Annotated in this window: 21 protein-coding genes and 1 pseudogene; 7 read left to right on the forward strand and 15 right to left on the reverse strand. The window is 63.9% G+C overall.

Annotated elements, in window-relative coordinates; all coding sequences use genetic code 11:
* Positions 1–83: 83 nt before the first annotated feature.
* From K3758_RS11305 to K3758_RS11360, 12 genes are all read right to left on the reverse strand, one after another.
* Positions 84–698 (reverse strand): NADH-quinone oxidoreductase subunit B family protein, encoded by a 615-nt coding sequence (locus tag K3758_RS11305; protein WP_236627345.1) that lies wholly within the window; start codon positions 696–698, stop codon positions 84–86.
* The gene (locus K3758_RS11310; protein WP_067263411.1) at positions 689–1,054 is read right to left on the reverse strand and encodes an NADH-quinone oxidoreductase subunit A; all 366 of its coding nucleotides are present in this window, start codon (positions 1,052–1,054) and stop codon (positions 689–691) included. Before K3758_RS11310 ends, K3758_RS11305 begins: the two co-directional genes overlap by 10 nt.
* Positions 1,055–1,216: 162 nt before the next feature.
* On the reverse strand, positions 1,217–1,999 hold the full coding sequence (locus K3758_RS11315) for a crotonase/enoyl-CoA hydratase family protein (protein ID WP_259944865.1): 783 nt from the start codon (positions 1,997–1,999) through the stop codon (positions 1,217–1,219).
* 1 nt (position 2,000) lies between these two features.
* A complete protein-coding gene (locus K3758_RS11320; RefSeq protein ID WP_259944868.1) occupies positions 2,001–2,855 on the reverse strand; it encodes a hydroxymethylglutaryl-CoA lyase in 855 nt (284 codons plus the stop codon).
* Between the two features lie 31 nt (positions 2,856–2,886).
* A complete protein-coding gene (locus K3758_RS11325; RefSeq protein ID WP_259944871.1) occupies positions 2,887–3,555 on the reverse strand; it encodes a glutathione S-transferase family protein in 669 nt (222 codons plus the stop codon).
* The gene (locus tag K3758_RS11330; protein WP_259944874.1) at positions 3,552–5,492 is read right to left on the reverse strand and encodes an acetyl/propionyl/methylcrotonyl-CoA carboxylase subunit alpha; all 1,941 of its coding nucleotides are present in this window, start codon (positions 5,490–5,492) and stop codon (positions 3,552–3,554) included. Before K3758_RS11330 ends, K3758_RS11325 begins: the two co-directional genes overlap by 4 nt.
* 78 nt (positions 5,493–5,570) lie before the next feature.
* Positions 5,571–7,175 (reverse strand): carboxyl transferase domain-containing protein, encoded by a 1,605-nt coding sequence (locus tag K3758_RS11335; RefSeq protein ID WP_067625712.1) that lies wholly within the window; start codon positions 7,173–7,175, stop codon positions 5,571–5,573.
* The gene (locus K3758_RS11340) at positions 7,172–8,674 is read right to left on the reverse strand and encodes an AMP-binding protein (protein WP_259944881.1); all 1,503 of its coding nucleotides are present in this window, start codon (positions 8,672–8,674) and stop codon (positions 7,172–7,174) included. The genes K3758_RS11335 and K3758_RS11340 overlap by 4 nt, the downstream gene beginning before the upstream one ends.
* Position 8,675: 1 nt before the next feature.
* Positions 8,676–9,392 carry a flavodoxin family protein gene (locus K3758_RS11345; protein WP_259944884.1) on the reverse strand — a complete coding sequence of 239 codons (717 nt, stop codon included), beginning with the start codon at positions 9,390–9,392 and terminating at the stop codon, positions 8,676–8,678.
* The gene (locus tag K3758_RS11350; protein WP_132444506.1) at positions 9,385–9,786 is read right to left on the reverse strand and encodes a DUF1622 domain-containing protein; all 402 of its coding nucleotides are present in this window, start codon (positions 9,784–9,786) and stop codon (positions 9,385–9,387) included. The genes K3758_RS11345 and K3758_RS11350 overlap by 8 nt, the downstream gene beginning before the upstream one ends.
* 42 nt (positions 9,787–9,828) lie before the next feature.
* The gene (locus tag K3758_RS11355) at positions 9,829–10,314 is read right to left on the reverse strand and encodes a lysozyme inhibitor LprI family protein (RefSeq protein ID WP_067625694.1); all 486 of its coding nucleotides are present in this window, start codon (positions 10,312–10,314) and stop codon (positions 9,829–9,831) included.
* Positions 10,314–11,474 carry an isovaleryl-CoA dehydrogenase gene (locus tag K3758_RS11360; protein WP_259944892.1) on the reverse strand — a complete coding sequence of 387 codons (1,161 nt, stop codon included), beginning with the start codon at positions 11,472–11,474 and terminating at the stop codon, positions 10,314–10,316. Before K3758_RS11360 ends, K3758_RS11355 begins: the two co-directional genes overlap by 1 nt.
* A 144-nt stretch (positions 11,475–11,618) precedes the next feature.
* On the opposite strand from K3758_RS11360, the gene K3758_RS11365 reads away from it, so the two are divergent.
* Positions 11,619–12,095: a pyridoxamine 5'-phosphate oxidase family protein gene (locus K3758_RS11365; RefSeq protein WP_067625736.1), complete on the forward strand. Its 477-nt coding sequence runs from the start codon at positions 11,619–11,621 to the stop codon at positions 12,093–12,095.
* A gap of 5 nt (positions 12,096–12,100) precedes the next feature.
* Here the strand turns inward: K3758_RS11365 and K3758_RS11370 are convergent.
* Both K3758_RS11370 and K3758_RS11375 read right to left on the reverse strand, forming a co-directional pair.
* Positions 12,101–12,291, reverse strand: a pseudogene (locus K3758_RS11370) (aminotransferase); the annotation flags it as partial.
* Positions 12,288–12,962 carry an HAD-IIIA family hydrolase gene (locus tag K3758_RS11375; protein ID WP_259944896.1) on the reverse strand — a complete coding sequence of 225 codons (675 nt, stop codon included), beginning with the start codon at positions 12,960–12,962 and terminating at the stop codon, positions 12,288–12,290. The gene K3758_RS11375 and the pseudogene K3758_RS11370, both read right to left, overlap by 4 nt.
* Positions 12,963–13,100: 138 nt before the next feature.
* On the opposite strand from K3758_RS11375, the gene glmU reads away from it, so the two are divergent.
* Genes glmU through K3758_RS11390 form a run of 3 tightly spaced genes read left to right on the forward strand, consistent with a single transcriptional unit; the run spans position 13,101 to position 16,971 of the window.
* The gene (gene glmU, locus K3758_RS11380; protein ID WP_259944899.1) at positions 13,101–14,453 is read left to right on the forward strand and encodes a bifunctional UDP-N-acetylglucosamine diphosphorylase/glucosamine-1-phosphate N-acetyltransferase GlmU; all 1,353 of its coding nucleotides are present in this window, start codon (positions 13,101–13,103) and stop codon (positions 14,451–14,453) included.
* 2 nt (positions 14,454–14,455) lie between these two features.
* Positions 14,456–16,276, forward strand: a complete 1,821-nt coding sequence (gene glmS / locus K3758_RS11385; RefSeq protein WP_259944902.1) for a glutamine--fructose-6-phosphate transaminase (isomerizing) — start codon at positions 14,456–14,458, stop codon at positions 16,274–16,276.
* On the forward strand, positions 16,273–16,971 hold the full coding sequence (locus K3758_RS11390) for a DNA alkylation repair protein (protein ID WP_259944905.1): 699 nt from the start codon (positions 16,273–16,275) through the stop codon (positions 16,969–16,971). The genes glmS and K3758_RS11390 overlap by 4 nt, the downstream gene beginning before the upstream one ends.
* Before the next feature lie 9 nt (positions 16,972–16,980).
* On the opposite strand, the gene K3758_RS11395 is transcribed toward K3758_RS11390, so the two are convergent.
* Complete coding sequence (locus K3758_RS11395) at positions 16,981–17,520, reverse strand: hypothetical protein (protein WP_259944907.1); 540 nt, start codon at positions 17,518–17,520, stop codon at positions 16,981–16,983.
* Positions 17,521–17,605: 85 nt separating this feature from the next.
* Between K3758_RS11395 and moaA the strand changes: the two genes are divergently transcribed.
* Genes moaA through K3758_RS11410 form a run of 3 tightly spaced genes read left to right on the forward strand, consistent with a single transcriptional unit; the run spans position 17,606 to position 20,950 of the window.
* Positions 17,606–18,613, forward strand: a complete 1,008-nt coding sequence (gene moaA / locus K3758_RS11400) for a GTP 3',8-cyclase MoaA (RefSeq protein ID WP_259944909.1) — start codon at positions 17,606–17,608, stop codon at positions 18,611–18,613.
* A gap of 5 nt (positions 18,614–18,618) precedes the next feature.
* On the forward strand, positions 18,619–19,914 hold the full coding sequence (locus tag K3758_RS11405; protein WP_259944910.1) for a 3-deoxy-D-manno-octulosonic acid transferase: 1,296 nt from the start codon (positions 18,619–18,621) through the stop codon (positions 19,912–19,914).
* A complete protein-coding gene (locus tag K3758_RS11410; protein WP_259944912.1) occupies positions 19,907–20,950 on the forward strand; it encodes a glycosyltransferase family 4 protein in 1,044 nt (347 codons plus the stop codon). The genes K3758_RS11405 and K3758_RS11410 overlap by 8 nt, the downstream gene beginning before the upstream one ends.
* Positions 20,951–20,961 lie beyond the last annotated feature (11 nt).

The following is a 20,961-nucleotide window of genomic DNA, read 5'->3' on the forward strand; positions in this document are numbered from 1 at the left end:
CGCGCCGATCAACGCCATCTCACTGTCCTGCGCCTGTGGCGCATCGTCCTTTTGCCTGCCCCGATCCGGCGCAAACCCTTGTCTTAGCGCACAATCGTCCCGGTGCGGCGGATTTTACGCTGCAACTGGAGGATACCATACAGCAGCGCCTCCGCCGTCGGCGGGCAGCCGGGCACATAGACGTCAACCGGCACGATCCGGTCACAGCCGCGCACGACCGAGTAACTGTAGTGGTAGTACCCGCCGCCATTGGCACAGGACCCCATTGAGATCACATAGCGCGGCTCTGGCATCTGGTCGTAGACCTTGCGCAGCGCCGGGGCCATTTTGTTGGTCAGCGTCCCCGCGACGATCATCAGGTCCGATTGGCGCGGAGAGGCGCGCGGCGCTGTGCCGAAACGCTCAAGGTCGTAGCGCGGCATGGAGCTGTGCATCATCTCAACCGCGCAGCAGGCCAGACCAAAGGTCATCCAGTGCAAGCTGCCGGTGCGCGCCCAATTGATGATGTCTTCGGTCGAGGTCAGCAGGAAACCCTTGTCCTGCAACTCGGCATTCAGGCTCTGGGTCGCAAATTCCGGGTCAGGCCCCGCACCGTATTGACCGTAGGCCGCTGGCGCAGAAGCACCGGATTTCACCCGCGGGCTTTGGTGGCCATCGCCCATCACCGGGGTGACCAGCGCGTCATCATTTACTGCCATTCCAGCGCTCCCTTCTTCCATTCATAGGCGAAGCCAGCCGTCAGCACGCCCAAGAACACCATCATCGACCAAAAGCCCACCATGCTCACCTCTTTAAAGGCCACGGCCCAAGGGAAGAGGAAGGCGATTTCGAGATCGAAGATGATGAAGAGGATCGACACCAGATAGAAACGCACGTCAAACTTCATCCGCGCGTCGTCAAAAGCGTTGAACCCGCATTCATAGGCCGAGACCTTTTCCGGGTCAGGATTGCGCACGGCCACGACCACAGCGGCGAGGATCAGCACGAGGCCAAGGCCAATCGCCACGGCCAGAAAAACGAGGATGGGCAGGTATTCCCGCAGCATGTCGTCCAAGGGGATGCTCCTTTCGCGGTGCGCGGCATGAGGCAAAGGCCAAAAGCCCGCGCAGACAAACTTGGAACGGGTTTAACTCTGCCCGTGGGTAGGGTCAACGGGCCAAGCCCGGTTAATGCCGCCCACGGACCCCCAATAGAGCCATTTCGCCAAAGCCTTGAGCTAGACCACCCAAGCGGCTTTGCGCTTGTCGAAGAACGCACTGATTCCTTCAGCGGCTTCTTCTGTTTCCCAACGCGCCGCGAGCGCGTCGATGGACATTTTCACCGCCTCGGGCGTGGCGATTCCGCCCAAGTCTTGCGCCAGCTTCTTGGCCGCGGCCACCGCCCCCGGCGCGCAGAAGAGATAGGGCACGACTTCGGCCTCGACCGCCGCGTCGAGTTCGTCGGCCGGAACGGCACGGGCCAGCAGCCCCAGATCGACAGCTTCCGCCGCGCCAAAAAGCCGCGCCGACATGAAGACGCGGCGCGCGCGCCCCTCGCCCATCCGCGCCAGAACGTATGGCCCGATGGTCGCCGGGATGATGCCCAGCCGGGCCTCGGTGAACCCCATCTTGAGCGTATCGACCCCCACGGCCACGTCACAAACCGAAGCCATGCCGACCCCGCCGCCAAAGGCATTGCCCTGCACCTTGCCGATCACCGGCTTCGGCAGCGCATTCAGCGCGCCCAGCATCGTCGCCAGTTTGCCCGCCTCGGCTGAGCGTGTCTCGGCATCCATATCCGCCTGATCGCGCATCCAGCCCAGATCGCCACCCGCGCAAAAGGATTTGCCCGCCCCGGTCAGCACCACCACACGCACCGCATCGTCGGCGGCCAGTTTGCCCGCCGCATCCGTCAGGTCCGCCAACATCTGCGCGGACATCGCGTTGTGTTTTTCAGGACGGTTCAGGGTCAGCGTCGCCACCCCGCGCGCGTCGGTTTCGATCGTCAAAGTCTCGTACATGTCAGCCTCGCATTGCCCGCGCCATTTCGGCGGCTTCCAGCACCACCGCCTGATCGACGCCAGTGTCATAGCCAAGCGCCGTCAGATGTTCGTTCACTGCCTCGGTGGCGACATTGCCCGCCGCGCCGGGCGCATAGGGGCAACCGCCCAAACCGCCCACCGCCGCGTCAAAGACCCGCAGCCCCATCGACAGCGAGGCGTCGATATTGGCCATCGCCCGCCCGTGCGTGTCATGGTAGTGCCCCGCCAGCCGCCCTGCCGGCACCACGTCGCGCACCGAAAGCAGCATCCGCGCGATACTGTCGGGCGTGCCCGCGCCGATGGTGTCGCCCAAGGAAATCTCATAACAGCCCATCGCAAAGAGCCTGTCGGCCACCCGCGCCACCGCGCCGGGGTCGACCTTGCCGTCATAGGGGCATTCCACCACGCAGGAGACATAGCCCCGCACAGGCATGTCCACATGCCGCGCCTCTTCAAGGATCGGGGCAAACCGCTCAAACGCTTCGTCGATGCTGGCGTTAATGTTCTTCTGGCTGAAACCTTCCGAGGCCGAGGCGAAGATGGCGATCTCATCCGCCTTTGCGGCCAGCGCATCCTCATAGCCGCGCATGTTCGGCGTCAGCGCGGCATAGCGCACGCCCTCGGCCCGTGTGATCCCCGCCAGCACCTCGCCCGACCCGGCCATCTGCGGCACCCATTTCGGGCTGACGAAACTGGCGCATTCGATGCGGGCAAAGCCTGCGGCGCCCAGCTTGTCCACCAGCGCGACCTTTTCGGCCACGGGAATCTCGCGTTTTTCGTTCTGCAGACCGTCCCGCGGGCCGACCTCGAAAATCTCACATGGTCCAAGGCTCATTGGCCGCTCTCCTTCCCTGAATGGGCCACGGTCACTCAATCGGCCATGGCGCGTAGAAATCCTCCTCGTAAAGCTTTGCCCCATCGGGCAAGGCCTGTGAGAAGCTGTCACGTTCCGTGATCCGTTCATACCACGCCGCGACCGAGGGGTGGTCATCCAATTTCACGAAATGCCGCGCCATATAGACTGCTTGGCCCACCGAGATATCGGCGGCCGAAAAGCCAGAGGTCAACAAGTAGTCGCGGTTCTCCAGCGGTGTCGAGAGCCGCGCCTCCAGCGCATCATAGCATTTCCCGATCCGCGCGGCTTCGAGCTTCATCACGATGGGGCTGCGCATGGAATCGTCGCGCAGGGCGATGTGCTGCTGGGTTAGCGCCGCGGTGTGCTGGCTGACGGTTTCCGCAAAATGCACCCAGACCAGCCAAGCCATCCGGTCAGGGCTGCCGACAGAACGGCCCATGCGGTCGGGGCTGTAGCGTTCGCAGAGGTACTGCGTGATCGCGCCGGTCTCGAACATGCGCTCGCCATCGATCTCCAGCGCCGGAACCCGCCCCGCGGGCGAGAGGATCAGATATTCCGGGTCGCGCAAACTGCGGTCGAAGGCATGAACCTTGACCTGAAACTCCACGTCGTCGAGTTCGTGCAGCAGCCAGAGTGTGCGCATCGAGCGGGTCTGGGGGCAGTGGTGCAGCGTAATCATGCGTCTTCCTCGGCTTCCAGCCGCACCAGCGCGGCACCGGCTTCGACCTGATCACCGGACTGTGCCAGCACCTCGGCCACCACGCCGTCGCGGGCGGCGAGCAACGAATGCTCCATCTTCATCGCCTCCAGCACCGCCAGACGGTCGCCTTTGGCAACGCTTTGGCCAACCTCGGCGTCGATGGCGCGGACCAGACCGGGCATCGGGGCCTCAACGATGTTGCCATCGCCATGGGCTGCGGCGGCCCGCGCCAGCGGATCGATCACATCAAAAGCGATACCATAGGCGTCAAAGACCGTGACCACGTCGCCAGCAACCGAGACCGCCGGCGCGACATGGCCGTCGATCTTCCAGCGTCCGCCAATCCGCTCGGCGCGCAGCTCGTGATCGGCCACGGTCCAAAGCTGCATGTCCTCGGATAGCACCCGCACCTTCAGCAAATGCTCTTCGCCATCATGGCCCAGCATCACCTGCCGCCGCAGAGGTCGCCAGAGGTTGAACCCGGCCTCCGGTTGCGGCTGATCCAACCCAAGCGCCGCCATCCCCGCCAGCGCGAAATGCCGCCCCGGCACCTCTGGCTGCGCGGTCAGCGCGTCGATATCCCGCGCGATCAGCCCGGTATCGACATCGCCCTTGGCAAAGCCTTCATGCCCCGCCAGTGCGCCGAGGAAAGCAAGGTTGGTGACCGTGCCGCCCACCTCGCAGCCCTTGAGCGCCGCGCGCAGGCGCGACAGTGCCACGTCGCGTGTAGGCCCATGCACGATGACCTTGGCGACCATCGGATCGTAGAAGGGGCTGATCGTGTCGCCCGCCCGCACGCCGCTGTCAGCGCGGGTCTGGGGCGTGAAGGACAGATGCGTCAGCGTGCCGGTGGCGGGCAGAAACCCCTTCGGCACATCCTCGGCGTAGAGCCGCGCCTCGAAGGCATGGCCGTTGATGTTGAGGTCTTCCTGCGCCTTCGGCAGCGCCTCTCCGGCCGCCACGCGCAGCTGCCATTCAACCAGATCGACCCCGGTCACCAGTTCGGTAACAGGATGTTCCACCTGCAGGCGGGTGTTCATCTCCATAAAGAAGAACCCGTCGGTCGACAGCCCGCCCGAGCCGTCGACGATGAATTCCACCGTCCCCGCCCCGGCATAGCCGATCGCTTCGGCTGCGCGCACCGCCGCTTGGCCCATGGCCGCGCGCATATCTTCTGTCATGCCCGGCGCGGGGGCCTCCTCGATCACCTTTTGGTGGCGGCGCTGCAGCGAACAGTCTCGTTCGAACAGATGCACCGCATGGGTGCCGTCGCCAAAGACCTGCACCTCGATATGGCGCGGCTTTGTCACGAACTTCTCGACCAATACATCCGGGTTGCCAAAGGCGGTCTTGGCCTCCGAGCGTGCCGAGTCGAGCGCCGCCTGAAAGCCCTTGGGCTCCTCGACCAGTCGCATGCCTTTGCCACCGCCGCCCGCGACGGCCTTGATCAACACCGGATAGCCGATCTTGTCGGCTTCCTCGGCCAGCAGCGCATCGTCTTGATCCGCCCCGTGGTAGCCCGGCACGACGGGCACGCCCGCCTCGACCATCAGCGCCTTGGCGGCGTCCTTGAGGCCCATGGCGCGGATGGCCTTGGCCGAAGGCCCAATGAAGGTGAGCCCCGCGGCCGCGACCGCCTCCACGAAATCGGGGTTCTCGCTCAGGAACCCGTAGCCCGGATGGATCGCCTGCGCGCCGGTATCCAGCGCAGCTTGAATGATCACATCGCCCTTCAGATAACTCTCAGCCGGGGCCGAGCCGCCGATATGCACGGCGGCATCCGCCATCGCCACGTGTTTCGCGCCCGCATCGGCGTCCGAGTACACCGCCACGCAGCGCACCCCCATGGCTTGTGCGGTTTCCATCACCCGGCAAGCAATCTCACCCCGGTTCGCAATCAGGATCGTGTCAAACATGCCCTACCCTTTTCATCTCTTTCTGGCTCCGAATATGTTGTGGGATCGCGGAGGGGTGCCCCCCGCTTCGCGCCACAATCACATCCGGAACAAACCAAATTTCGTCGGCTCGATCGGCGCGTTTAGGCTGGCCGAAAGGCTCAGATAAAGCACATCGCGGCTCTTGCGCGGATCGATGATCCCGTCGTCCCACAGCCTTGCAGAGGCATAGAGCGGATGGCTCTGTTTCTCGAACATATCGATCGTCGGCTGTTTGAAGGCGGTCTCTTCCTCCTCGGTCCATGTGTCCCCGGCCCGCTCGATCGCGTCGCGTTTGACGGTGGCCAACACCCCCGCCGCCTGCGCGCCCCCCATGACCGAGATCCGGCTGTTGGGCCATGACCACAAGAACCGCGGACGGTACGCCCGGCCCGACATGCCGTAGTTGCCCGCCCCAAAAGAGCCGCCGACCAGCATGGTGATCTTTGGCACATTGGTGGTGGCCACCGCCGTCACCATCTTGGCGCCGTGCCGCGCGATGCCCTCGTTCTCATATTTGCGACCGACCATGAAGCCGGTAATGTTCTGCAGGAAGACCAGTGGGATGTTACGCTGGCTACAAAGCTCCACGAAATGCGCGCCTTTCTGGGCGGCTTCGGAAAATAGCACGCCGTTGTTGGCGATGATGCCGATCGGGCAGCCCTTCACGTGAGCAAAGCCGCAGACCAGCGTCTCGCCAAAGCGGGACTTGAACTCGTCAAAGCGGCTGCCGTCGACCAGCCGCATGATCACCTCGCGGATGTCATAGGGCGTGCGCAGGTCGGCTGGCACGACGCCCAGCATCTCGGCGGGGTCATAGGCGGGCTCTTCGGGGCTGGCCCAGTCGACAGTGGTCGGCTTGGTCTTGTTGAGCTGCCCGACTGCGCGGCGCGCCAGTGCCAGCGCATGAGCGTCGTCCTCGGCAAGGTAATCCGCCACGCCCGACAGACGGGTGTGCACGTCGCCGCCGCCGAGGTCTTCGGCGCTGACCACCTCGCCCGTCGCCGCCTTCACCAGCGGCGGACCAGCGAGGAAGATCGTACCCTGTTCCTTGACGATGATGGTCACATCCGACATCGCGGGCACGTAGGCGCCGCCAGCGGTGCAAGAGCCCATCACCACGGCGATCTGGGCGATCCCCTTGGCGCTCATCCGCGCCTGATTGTAGAAAATCGCACCAAAATGGTCACGGTCGGGAAAGACTTCATCCTGGTTCGGCAGGTTGGCGCCGCCAGAGTCCACCAGATAGATGCAGGGCAGATGGTTCGCCTCGGCAATCTCCTGCGCGCGGAGGTGTTTTTTCACCGTCATCGGGTAATAGGTGCCGCCCTTCACGGTGGCATCGTTGCAGACCACCATGACCTCATGGCCCTGCACCCGACCGATGCCCGCGATCACACCCGCGGCTGGGGCCGCGCCATCGTAAAGCCCATGTGCTGCCGTGGCACCGATTTCCAAAAACGGGCTGCCGGGGTCGAGCAGGTTCGCCACCCGCTCTCTGGGGAGCATCTTGCCCCGGCTCTCGTGCCGTGCACGGGATTTCTCGCCACCGCCGAGGGCTGCAGCCTCCGCCGCGTCGCGCACTTCGCTCAGCGCCTTGAGATGCGCCATCTCATTGGCCTTATAGGCATCCGAGGATGGCAGGGCTTGGGATGTCAGTTTCATGTTACGTCCTCATTCTCTCGCGCCGCCAGACGCTTTAGTTCCTTGCGGATTACCTTGCCGGTGACGGTCATCGGCAGGTCCTCCACGAATGCGATCTCGCGCGGGTAGGAATAGCTTGCGAGCCGGTTCTTGACCCAGTCTTGCAACTCTTTCGCGCCCACCTCAGCGCCGGGTTTCAGCACCACATAGGCCTTGACGATCTCGGTCCTGAGCGCGTCGGGCTTGCCGACCACGCCGCAGGTCGCGACAGCGCTATGGGTCAGCAGGCAATCCTCGATCTCCGCCGGGCCGATGCGGTAACCGGCGGAGGTGATCACGTCATCCTCGCGGCCCACGAAGCGCAGGTATTCGCCCTCCCAGATGCCCCGGTCGCCGGTCAGCAGCCAATCGCCGTGGAATTTGGCCGCCGTCTCCTCGGGCCGGTTCCAGTAGCGCAGCATCATCGAGGGGGCGCCGCGGCGCACGGCCACGTCGCCCTCGGCACCGGTGGGGTGGCCGCCCTCGTCCAACACGGCGATCTCGAAGCCCGGCACCGGCTTGCCGATGCAACCGGGCTGCGCCGGAAAGTCACCCCCGCAGCTTGAGGCCACCATGTTGCATTCAGTCTGGCCGTAGAATTCGTTGATCTCGAGCCCGAAGGCCTTGCGGCCCCATGCCAGCATCTCGGCCCCCAGAGGCTCGCCGCCACTGGCAACCGAACGCAGGCCGGGCAAGGATACATCCGCGGCTTTCAGCATGCGAAGCGCCGTGGGCGGGAAGAAGACGTTGCGCACCTCACCGCGTGAAATCACATCGGCGCAGCCTTCGACGGTGAACTTGGGCATCCGTGCGGCCACGACCGGCACGCCAAGTGCCAGCGCAGGCATCGCCACATCGAAGAGCCCGCCGATCCACGCCCAATCCGCGGGCGTCCAAAGGCAATCGCCCTCCTGCCCCAGATGATCATGGCTGACCGAAACGCCAGGCAAATGGCCCGAGAGCACCCGATGCCCGTGCAGCGCGCCCTTGGGCGTGCCGGTGGTGCCGGAGGTGTAGATCAGCACGGCGGGGTCTTCGGGGCCGACATCGGCAAAGTCGACCGGATCGCCTGCCGCGCCCACATCAGCCGCCAACCACGGGGTGGCCAGATCGCCCAGCAGGTCGGCCCCCTCGGCATCGGTCAAGACAATCGCACAGCCCGCATCGCCGATCCGGCTGGCCAGCGCGTCACGTTTAAAAAGCTTGAACAGCGGCACAGAGATCGCGCCGATCTTCCAGATCGCCAGATGCGCCGCCGCGCACCATGGCGATTGACTAAGCAAGACACCCACTCGGTCACCGGGGGCCACTTCGGCCTTCAGCGCACGGGCCAGCCCATCGACCATCTCATGCAGCGCGCCATAGCTCACGTCGCGGCGGGCCGCGCCGGTCAGATCAATGATCGCCAAGGCGTCATCGGGCCGCGCCAAACATTGCGCGGCCATATTGCCCTGCCAGATCGGCCAATCGTCCTGTGTCATATCAGCTTCGATACTCCGGGTTTTCGAAATCAAACCGCGCGCCCGCGTCCCAAGCGTTGCGGTCATTGCCTTTTTGGGGATAGCCGCCTGCTGCTTTCAGCATGCGCGCCAAATGCATTGTGTTCCAAGTCATGATCGTGGTGTTGCGCTGCGTGAATTCGTTGTCGAACCCTGCGCGCTTGCCATCCACATCATCGCCATAAGACGGCCCCGGCCCCGCTTCGCCAATCCAGCCGCAATCGGCCTGTGGCGGAATGCTATAGCCAAGGTGGTTCATCGCGAAACCGGTGGTCATGGCGACGTGTTTGATGCCGTCTTCGTTGCCCGTGACCACCGTGCCGCCGACCTTACCGTAGAAGACCGACTGGCCCTTGTCGTTCAACTTGCCGCTCATGGCGTAGAGCCGTTCGATCAGCACCCGGCAGGTGCTGCTTTCCTCACCCAGCCACAGCGGCGTGCCGATGATCAGGATGTCGGCGGCCAGCACCTTCTCCCAGATTGCGGGCCAATCATCCCGGTCCCAGCCGTGCTCGGTCATGTCCGGGTAGACGCCCGGCGGCACTTGGTGATCGAGAAGATAGAGGTGTTCAACGGCGACGCCCTGCGCCTCCATAATGCCCGCGCTGGCGTTCATCAGAAGTTGGGTGTGGCTGTCGCCCGGTGTCTTCTTGAGGGAGCAGTTCACATAGAGCGCTTTGAGGTCGGAAAAGTCAGTCATCGCCAAGTTCCTTTTTCAATTGCTCCAACTCCCGGTCGAGGAAGAAAGAGGTGATGGAGCGGATGATGACCAGCATCAACAGGAAGAGCAGGTCCGCAAACCGCAGGCTGATCGCGGTGTGGATCACGTCCGACACGATAAAAAGCTCCAACCCCGCAAGGATGTAGCGCCCCAGTTCGATGCGCTCGCGGTTGGTGCGGCGCACCCGCTCCGCGCCCTTTTTGGCGATCTCGGCAATCGTCACCCCGGTCAGGAAACGCGCCGCGCCGATCAGCAGCAGAATGATGGCCGCGATGTCGATGACCGCCGCGAGGATCTCGAACCCCTCAATCAGCCACGGCAGAAAATGGTGCATCACACCGCCTTCTGTCTCCAGTTTTATCAGGTTCTCCATCCTGATCCCTCCGTCCTGTCAGGCCGACACTTCGTGACGCGGTTAATAGGCCGCCCCCAGACGCAGAGCCTGTTCGGCCGTCATCTGCATCAGGCAGGCCAAGGTTGCAGGCCCGCCGCCCGTGCCACCGCCCCATTGGCTGCGTTCATAATCGCAGGCGGCATCGCGAAAGGTAATCCACGCGCGCTGCATGTCACGCAGGGCCTCGGCCTGAGAGGGCAATTCCGGCTGGTAGAGCGCGGCATCCTCATCGGCAGATTTGGACTGCACCATCCGCGCGCGGTAGTTCTCGTTCAGCAAGCCGTCCCAGAAGGTCAGCTCCGCGTCCAGACAGCCGCCCATGCCATAGGTCGAATAACCGCCCGGCGCTTCCATGCAGAGGTTTGATGACAGCCCGATACAGGCGCGCTGGTCGGTGAACTCTTGCGCCCCGGCCAGACATTCTGCGGTGGCGGCGTCGGAATAGGTGATCTCTTGCGCGGCCACTGGCCCCGCAAGAAGCGCACAGGCCAGCAGCGCGGCGCGCATCACATGGCCCCCATCATCTCACGGCCCACCAACATGCGGCGGATTTCCGAGGTGCCCGCGCCAATCTCCATCAGCTTGGCATCGCGGAAGATGCGGCCCACGGGATTGTCACTGAGATAGCCCGCGCCGCCCATCGCCTGCACCGCCTGATGCGCCTGCACCATCGCCTGCTCCGAGGCATAGAGGCAGCAAGCCGCCGCGTCCTGACGGGTCACGTCGCCGCGGTCACAGGCCTGCGCGACACTATAGACATAGGCCCGGGCCGAGTTCATCGCGGTATACATATCCGCCATCTTGCCCTGCATCAGTTGGAAATCCCCGATCCGCTGACCGAATTGCTTGCGCTCGGCCATATAGGGCATGATCTCATCCAGACAGGCGGCCATGATGCCAAGGCCGATGCCCGCCAGCACCACGCGCTCATAGTCGAGGCCCGACATCAGCACTCGCACGCCCTTGCCCTCTTCGCCGAGGATATTTTCGAACGGCACTTCGCACTCTTCGAAGATCAACTCGGCGGTGTTCGAGCCGCGCATGCCGAGCTTGTCGAAATGGTTCGAGGTGGTGAAGCCCTTCATCGACTTTTCGATCAGGAAGGCGGTGATGCCCTTTGAGCCTGCCTCGGGGTCGGTCTTGGCATAGACGACCAGCGTCTCGGCATCCGGCCCGTTGGTGATCCAATATTTGTTGCCGTTCAGGCGGAAGTGATCGTTCCGCTTTTCGGCATTCAGCTTCATGCTGACCACGTCACTGCCCGCGCCCACTTCTGACATGGCCAACGCACCAACATGCTCGCCCGAGCAGAGTTTCGGCAAGAACTGCGCCTTTTGCTCCGGCGTGCCGTTCAGCTTGATCTGGTTCACGCAGAGGTTGGAATGCGCCCCGTAGGAAAGCGAGACCGAGGCCGAGGCGCGGGCGATCTCTTCGACCGCGACGGTGTGGGCGACGTAGCCAAGACCGGAGCCGCCGAACTCTTCTTCGACGGTCATGCCCAAGAGGCCCAGCTCGCCCATCTCGGTCCAAAGTTCGGGCGGGAATTCGTTCTTCGTGTCGATCTCGGCCGCCATCGGCTTCACGCGCTCTTGCGCCCAGCGGTGCACCATCTCACGCATGGCCGCGACGTCTTCTCCCAGATCAAACTGCATACTTGCGTTGAACACGGCTTCTCCCCCCGATTTATTGAACGCTTGTTCATTACCTACCGCCCCGCCCGCTTTGCGTCAAGCGGCGCGATGTGGAACCGCGCTGCGCCGCGGCGGGTTGGCCCTGCGACCAAGCGAACACTACAACAAAGCGAGATGCAAATGAGCGATGATCTGAAAAAAGAGTTCTGGGACCGTCTGGATGACACCCGCGCCGGGATGCTGGCAACCAAGACCGCCCGTGCGATCCCGATGACCCACTACATCGACGAAGACGACCGTTCCGCCGTGCTCTGGTTTATCACCGCCAAAGGCACCGATTTGGCGAAATCTGCCGAGGGGCGCGCCGCGGCTGAGTATCTAATCGCCAGCAAGGACGAATCCCTTTGGGCACGGATCGACGGCCATGTCTCTGCCGTGACCAACCCGACTGAGTTGGACAAAATCTGGAACGCCATCGCGGGCGCGTGGTTCGAGGACGGCAAGCAAGACCCCGATGTGCAACTGATCCGCTTCGACCTGACCGAGGCCGAGGTCTGGGCCACCGATGGCGGGTTCAAATTTCTCTATGAGATCGGCAAAGCCCAACTGACCGGCGAGAAACCCGATATGGGCAAACACGGCACGATCCGCTTCTGAGCCTAGCCGCCCGAGGCCACGGTGAGGCAGGAATTCGCCCCCATTGAGGTGGCGAATTCCTGTTCCAGTAAGGAGACCTCGGCGGGGTCGTCCTGTACGGGTGCAACCGCCCGTGCCGGATCACCGCCATCGCCTCAATCGCCCCGTCAGGGATCGACTCCCGCTGCGTGAAGCTGCCGAAACGCTCTGCCGTCAGGCGGCTTTACCGATCAAACGCTCAATGACCTCCGGCAGGTCGGCAAAATCGTCCAACAGGGCTTCGGGCTCCAGCGCTGCCATGTCTTCGCCCGAGGGGCCAAAAGTTACCAGCACACAGGGCACCCCGGCGGCTTTGGCGGTTTTGCGGTCAGTGTCGCTGTCACCGATCAACACGCATTGCGCCGGATCGCCGCCGGCACGCCGCGCGGTTTCGAACAGATGCTCGGGGTCGGGTTTGCGCACGTCCAGACTATCGGCCCCCAGCATCGCGCCGAATGCATCCCGCACGCCAAGGCGGGTCAGCAGCAACTCTGCCAAAGCCTCGGGCTTGTTGGTGCAGATCGCCACGCGGTAGCCTGCGGCCTTGAGCGCGGCCACCGCCTCCATCGCGCCGGGGTACATGATGGTATGGGTGTCGATGTCGCGGCCATAGGCTTCGAGCAGCATGGGATAGTAGTGGTCGATCATCGCTGCGTCATTGGCACGGCCCAGCTTTTGCATTCCCAGCGTCAGCATGGCCCGCCCGCCGCGCAGCGCGGTGCCCGCATCCTCGGCATGAACCAGCACATCGCCCTCCCCCATGTCACGGAAACAGGCGTTGGCGGCCGCGATCAAATCGCCCGAAGTATCGGCCAAAGTGCCGTCGAGATCAAAAACCACTGTCTTCACTGGGTACTCCTTGGGCGGAACCCCGCCTTGTAAAATGGCATCGTGTTGCAGACCGCAATCTAGTTTGATGGGCCACAACCTTGCGCCTTTGTGCGAAGCGCGTAAAGAGAATGCAAGCTGAAGGACAAAGAGATTTACATGGAAACTGCACTGATCATCCTTGCCGCGGGCAAGGGGACACGGATGAACTCGGACCTGCCAAAGGTGCTGCACCGCGTCGCCTCCGCCCCCATGCTGGAACACGCCATGGCCGCAGGTGCCATGCTTGCGCCGCGCCATACAGTGGTGGTGGCAGGGCATGGGGCAGATCAGGTCCGCGCCGCCGCGACCCTCTTTGACGAGGATGCCCAGGTGGTCGAACAGACCGAACAGCTGGGCACGGCCCATGCGGTGGCACAGGCCCGCCCGGCGCTGGAAGGTTTCGACGGTATGGCGCTGGTGCTCTACGGCGACACGCCCTTCGTGCAGCCCGAGACACTGGAAAAGATGCAAGAAGCATTGACCACCCATGATGTGGTGGTGCTGGGGTTCGAAGCCGCCGACCCCGCCCGTTATGGCCGTCTGGTGATGCAGGGCGACACGTTGGAGCGCATTGTTGAGTTCAAGGACGCCTCGCCCGAGGAACGCGCCATTACCCTGTGCAATTCCGGCGTGGTGGCCTGCAAATCCGAGCTTTTGTTCGATCTGATCGACAAAGTGGGCAATGACAACGCCTCGGAAGAATACTACCTCACCGACATCATCGGCCTTGCCCGCGCCGAAGGGCGCAGCGCCACCGTGGTCACCTGCACCGAGGCCGAGACGATGGGCGTGAATTCCCGCGGCGACCTCGCCCTGGCCGAGGCTGCGTTCCAATCCCGCGCCCGCGCGCTGTTGATGGAAGACGGCGTGACCTTGGTCGCCCCCGAAACGGTCTTTCTATCCCGCGACACCTATATTGGCCGCGACACGGTGGTGGAACCCAACGTCGTCTTCGGCCCGAATGTGACCGTGGAATCCGGCAGCACCATCCGCGCCTTCTCGCATCTTGAAGGGTGCCATGTCTCACGCGGCGGCGTGGTCGGCCCCTATGCCCGCCTGCGCCCCGGCGCGGAATTGGCCGAAGATGTGCGCATCGGCAATTTCGTCGAAGTGAAGAACGCGCAGATCGCCGAAGGGGCCAAGGTCAACCACCTGAGCTATATCGGCGATGCCACCGTGGGCGCGCGCAGCAACATCGGGGCGGGCACGATCACCTGCAATTATGACGGCGTGATGAAACATCACACCACCATCGGCGCAGGCGCTTTCATCGGGTCGAACACCATGCTGGTGGCCCCGGTGACAATCGGCGAGGGCGCGATGACCGGCTCGGGCTCGGTCATCACATCAGACGTTGAGCCAGAGGCGCTGGCCCTGTCGCGCGCGCCGCAGATCGAAAAACCGGGCATGGCCCGCAAAATGTTCGAAATTTTAAAGGCCAAGAAGGCGAAAATGCAGAGGGGCAGCTAAACATGTGTGGAATTGTAGGGGTGCTTGGCACCCATGAAGTCGCTCCCATTCTTGTAGAGTCGTTAAAACGGCTGGAATATCGCGGCTATGATAGTGCTGGCATTGCCACGCTGAACAACGGCAAACTCGACCGTCGTCGCGCCTTGGGCAAACTGGTCAACCTCTCGGACGCGCTGGTGCATGAGCCGCTGGCGGGCAAGTCCGGCATCGGCCACACCCGCTGGGCCACCCATGGCGCGCCGAGCGTGACCAACGCCCACCCGCATCAGGCCGGGCCAGTGGCCGTGGTGCACAACGGGATCATCGAAAACTTCCGCGAACTGCGGGCTGAGCTGGCCGAACATGGCGCGCATTTCGTCACCGAGACCGATACCGAAACCGTCGCCCTGCTGACCCAGCATCATATGGCGCAGGGCGCAAGCCCGGTGGAGGCCGCCAAACAGACCCTCGCCCGCCTCGAAGGCGCCTTTGCCCTGGCATTCCTGTTCGACGGGCACGAAGACCTGATGATCGCGGCGCGCAAGGGGTCGCCCTTGGCCATCGGCTATGGTGAGGGTGAAATGTATGTGGGCAGCGATGCCATCGCGCTGGCCCCGCTGACCAACCAGATCGCCTATCTCGAAGAGGGGGATTGCGCCGTCCTCACCCGCACGTCGGTGGAGATTACCGACCGCAATGGGGCGCTGGCCAACCGCGCGATCAAATCCGTGCAGATCGACAGCACCCGCATCGACAAGGCCGGGCACAAACACTTCATGGCCAAAGAGATCGCCGAGCAACCCGGCGTGATCGGCGCGGCCATCGGCCACTACCTGACCCCCGAAGGCGAGATCAACATCAGCGCGCAGGATATTGATTTCACGCAGTTTGATCGGATCGTCATGGTGGCCTGCGGCACTGCTTCCTATGCCTGTTTCACCGCGAAATACTGGTTTGAACAGATCGCGCGCCTGCCGGTCGAAGTCGATGTCGCCTCGGAATTCCGCTATCGTGAGCCGCCGATCCCGCCGCGTACGCTGGCGGTTTTCGTCAGCCAATCAGGGGAAACCGCAGATACGCTGGCCGCCCTGCGCTATTGCGAGGGCAAGGCCGCGCGCATCCTTTCGGTCGTCAACGTGCCCGAAAGCTCCATCGCCCGCGAAAGCGATCTGGCCTTGCCGATCCATGCCGGTGTCGAGGTTGGCGTCGCCTCAACCAAAGCCTTTACCTGCCAATTGGTCGTGCTCTTTGCACTGGTTCTCAAGGCCGCCCGGGACCGCGACGCGATCAGCGCCGAGACATTCGCCGATCACATCTCAAGCCTGCGGGGGCTGCCCGCGATCATCAGCACGGCGCTTGAACGAAACGACACAATGCAGGAAGCCGCGCTCAAGCTCTCCCATGCCCGTGACGTGCTGTTCCTTGGCCGAGGTCAGATGTATCCCCTCGCTCTCGAAGGCGCCTTGAAACTCAAGGAAATCAGCTACATCCACGCCGAAGCTTATGCATCAGGTGAATTGAAGCACGGCCCCATCGCACTGGTGGATGAGCATGTGCCGGTGGTCGTTATGGCCCCGCGCGACGCGCTGTTCGACAAGACCGTCAGCAACATGCAAGAGGTCATGGCGCGCAAGGGCAAGGTGATCCTGATCTCCGACTCCAAAGGTCAGGCCGAAGCCAATGAAGGCGTCTGGTTCAGCATCGAAATGCCTCCCGTCCCGGATGCACTGGCCCCGATCCTCTATGCGGTTCCGGCGCAGTTGCTGGCCTATCACACCGCCGTGGCGAAAGGCACGGATGTGGACCAACCGCGCAATCTGGCAAAATCGGTGACGGTAGAATGAATATGGAAACCGCTCTGGAGGAGCTTGAAGCGCAGGCCAACCCGGCCCGCGCCGAAGAGATGCGCGCCTATCACAAAGCCGACCGGCGCTACCTTGGCCTCACCAACCCGCAGATCGCGGATCTTGCCCAGACTTGGCGCGATGCGCTCGATGTTGAGGGCCGTGTCGCCCTTGCCGACGGCCTATGGCAGTCGGATATTTTCGAGGCGCGCGTCGCGGCAGCCAAGCTGCTGACCCAAGCGCGACTGCGCCCCGACGATCAAACCGCATGGGCGCTGATCGCAAGCTGGACCGCGGATTTCGACAGTTGGGCGATTGCCGATCATGCCAGCATGGCAGCGCAAAAACGTCTGGTGGCCGATCCGACGCGCTTGGACGAAGTGGAGAACTGGGTCGCCTCTGATCACCTCTGGACGCGGCGGGCCGCGCTGGTCTCGACCCTGCCGTGGACCAAACAGAACAACCCCAAACCAGAAGAGCTTGCCGCGCGCGATCGCATCCTAGGCTGGGCCGCGACGATGGTGCCGGATCACCGTTGGTTCATCCAAAAGGCGATCGGTTGGTGGCTGCGCGACCTGTCGAAACACGATCCCGAGCGCACCCGCGCCTTTGTCGGCACCCATGGGGAGGCGATGAAACCTTTCGCGGTGAAAGAAGCGCTGCGCCTGCTGAAAAAGTCAGACGGCGCAGGCTGACCCCGCGCCCTAGCCTTCGGTCGAGACTTCGACCGTGGTGAGGTCTGTCAGGGAGGCGCCGATCAAACGCAAAGCGGGCAGCGACATGCGGCTGCCTGCGGTTGCAGGCCCTTCCAGCGGGATCAGGGTCACGGTGGCCGATTTGCCCGTTGCGGGGTTGGTCACCCGGCCCGTCTGTTCAGCATCAACCAGAGGTGTTTTCAACCACAGGCCCGGCTCTGTCGCGCTGCCCAGACTGACCACTGTCGTCCCCAAGGCGGCACCGGTGCTGGCGGGCGGGCGGCTGGCTGCTTCGCGCTCGGCGGCGGTGGTTGTATCAAGCGCCTCGGCACTGCTGCCCCCGGTCGCGATCGGAGAGGCGGCAGGCGGCGTCGCAGCGGCCGGCGCGGTCGCGGTTGCGGCCTCTGCCGGGGCTTCGGTCGGGGTTTCTGTCGGGGCGGATGCGGCCGCAGGCTCGGACTGGGAGGCATCCATGCCGAGACGGTCCGACAGGGCGCTGCAACCTGCCGTGGCGGCGACGATGAAAAGCGGTAAGATAATACGTGTCATCCGCGCAGCCTATCCGCGCCCTGCCCCCTTATCAATCGTCCAAATGCCGCTTGCCCCGCAGTGGGCGGGGCATTACCTATGAGGCATGACAGCACCCCTTATCGACCCCTTCATGCGCGCAATCACCTACCTGCGCGTCTCCGTCACTGACCGCTGCGATTTTCGCTGCGTCTATTGCATGTCGGAAAACATGACCTTCCTGCCCAAGAAGGAATTGCTGACACTGGAGGAGCTGGACCGCCTGTGCAGCAACTTCGTCAACCTCGGCGTCGAAAAGCTGCGCATTACCGGTGGCGAGCCACTGGTCCGGCGCGGCATCATGACATTCTTCGACGGCATGAAGCGGCACCTCGACAGTGGCAAGCTGAAGGAGCTGACGCTGACCACCAATGGCAGCCAGCTTGAACGCTTTGCCGATGATCTCTATGCCGCGGGCGTGCGGCGGGTGAACGTCTCTCTCGACACGCTGGACGAGCAGAAATTCGCGGACATCACCCGCTGGGGCCGCCTGCCGCAGGTGCTACGCGGGATCGACGCGGCGCAGCGCGCGGGCCTGAAGATCAAGATCAACGCCGTGGCGCTCAAAGGTTTTAACGAACCCGAACTGCCGCGCATCACCGAATGGTGCGCCGAGCGTGGGATCGACCTGACATGGATCGAAGTCATGCCGATGGGCGATTTGGGCAACGAAGACCGCTTTGGTCAGTTCTGGTCCCTGAAGGACGTGCGCGCGCGCTATGCCGAACATTATACCGTTACCGATCTGGCCGAGCGGACCGGCGGCCCCGCCCGCTATGTGCGGCTCGAAGAGACGGGTCAGAAGATCGGCTTCATCACCCCGCTGAGCCATAATTTCTGCGAAAGCTGCAACCGCGTGCGGGTCACCTGCACCGGTGAGATTTTCATGTGTCTGGGCCAAGAAGACGTGGCCGATCTGCGCGCCCCACTGCGCGATCACCCCGATACGGATGTCCCGCTGCAAGAGGCGATCCGCGCGGCGATCGACCGCAAGCCCAAGGGGCATGATTTCGACTATTCACGCCAGCGTGTCGACGGGCAGATGCCGCGCCACATGAGCCACACGGGCGGCTGAGCCCGATGGCCACGCCGTTCCTCTACCGGGCATGGGTCGCGGCAAGCACTGTGATGCTGCCCATCTCCGGACGGCAGTCCATGGCCAAGCTGCGCCGGGCCGAGGTTGAGCCGAAACGCGCGCGTGAAAAGCTTGGCCATGCCAGCCAGCCGCGCCCCGAGGGGCCGCTGATCTGGTTTCACGCCGCCTCTGTCGGGGAAAGCCTGTCGGTTCTGGCGCTGATTGACCGGATGGGCCGCGCGCTGCCGCAGGCGCATTTCCTCATCACCTCCGGCACCGCGACCTCGGCCCGGCTGGTGGACCGACGCCTGCCGCCGCGCAGCCGGCATCAATTCGCCCCGCTCGACGCCCCCGGCCCGCTAAAGCGGTTTCTCAACCATTGGCGGCCCGACGCGGCGCTTTTCGTCGAGAGCGAGCTTTGGCCGCAGATGCTGCGGCGGACCCATGCGCGTGGCACGCCAATGGCGCTGATCAATGCGCGCCTCTCGCAACGCTCTATCGAACGCTGGCAGAAACAGCCCGCGCTGGCGGGGTTTCTCTTTGGTGTGTTTGACCTGATCCTGACGCAGAATGACGCGATGGCGCGGGCCATGACCACCATCAACGCCCCCGCCGACCGGGTCGCTCCGGGGATCAACCTCAAGTCTATGGCAGGCCCCCTGCCGCAGGATGAGGGGACCATCGCCGAGGCGCGCGCAGCCTTGGGCGGTCGCCCCGTCTGGATCGCCTCCTCGACCCATCCGGGCGAGGAGAAAGCGGTATTAGAGGCGCATCGGCAACTGCTTGAACGGGTCCCTGACCTGTGTCTGATCCTTGTTCCCCGCCACCCGGAACGCGGGGACGAGGTGGCCGGCCTCATCGCCAGCGTCGGACTGACCCATGGCCGCCGGACGCGGGGCGACATGCCGCGTGAGCAGGTCTATCTGGCCGACACATTGGGCGAGCTGGGCACCTGGTACGCGCTGTCCGACATCGTCTTTCTGGGCGGATCGTTGCACCCCATCGGGGGGCATAACCCCTATGAGGTTGCGCAGGCCGGGGCGATGGTGCTTTCGGGCACCCATGTCGCCAATTTCGCCGAGACCTTTGCCGAGATGGAGGCCGCGGGCGCTGCGCGTCTGGTGGCGGGCACGCAGGATTTGGCGGACCGTGTGGCGGATCTTTTGCGCAACGATATCGCCCGCGCCAGCGGTGTGGCCGCGTCGAAAACCTATGCCGCAGCGCAGACCGACAAACTCGACAGTATTGCCGAGCGGCTGATCACGGCCCTGCGCCTGCGAAAGGACAGCGCCGATGCCTGAGCTTTTCGTCACCAACTACAACCGCAATTTCACCGGGGTCTCGGCCACGGCGGCCAATGTGGTGCGCCAACAGGTCATTCGGCACGAGTTGGCGTTGGTGGGCCAACCCCTGCCCGGCTGCCCGGTGCCGCTGACCCGTGCCGCCGCAGGGCGGATCACCCGAAAACATCCCCCCCAAGACCGCCCCTTCGCCATCTGGCACGTCCGCCGCAACCCCGAGATGCGCAGCGCGCTTTGGCTGCGCGATGTGCGCGGGGCGAATATCCGGATTGTCTTCACCTCTGCTGCGCAGCGCCTGCATTCAGCCTATCCACGCTGGCTGATCCGGCAAATGGATGCGGTCATCGCCACGACCGAACGCGCGGCAGAGTTCGTGCCCCATGTCCGCGCCGTGGTGCCGCATGGGGTGGACACCGATGTCTTCGCTCCGGCCACCAACCGCGGCGCCGCTTGGGAGCAATTGGGCTTTGGTGGCACCCATGGCATCGCCACCGTGGGGCGCATCCGGCCCGAGAAAGGCACCGACCTTTTCGTGGAGGCGATGCTGCGCTTGCTGCCCGAACGCCCCGGCGCGGTGGCGTTGGTGATTGGCCGGGCGGGCGGCAAACATGAGGCGTTTCTGACCAAGCTCAAGGCGCAGGTCGAGGCGGCGGGCCTCGCGGAGCGGCTGCTTTTCGTGGGCGAATACCCTGCCGCCGACCTGCCCAAACTGATGCGCGCGCTGTCGCTGGTGGTGCAACTGCCGCGCTACGAGGGCTATGGCATGGTCCCGCTCGAAGCGCTGGCCTCGGGCGTGCCCTTCGTGGGCAGCGATGCGGGATATTACGGCGCTTTTTCGAACGGTGGTCGTGTGGGCAAGGTGGTCCCCCTTGGCGCGGCGGAGGCTGCGGCCCAAGCCGCGATCTCCCTGCTTGAGCGAGAGGACCAAGCCGCTCTGTCAGAGGCCGCGCGCCACTGGGCCGAACACCGCTTTAGCGCGCGGGCCGAGGCCGATGGGATCGAAGCCGTCTATAACGCGCTTTGGGAACGCGGCTAGGCCCGCCAAAG

The sequence above is a fragment of the Sulfitobacter sp. W002 genome, assembly GCF_025142135.1.
Classification (GTDB): Bacteria; Pseudomonadota; Alphaproteobacteria; order Rhodobacterales; family Rhodobacteraceae; genus Sulfitobacter; species Sulfitobacter profundi.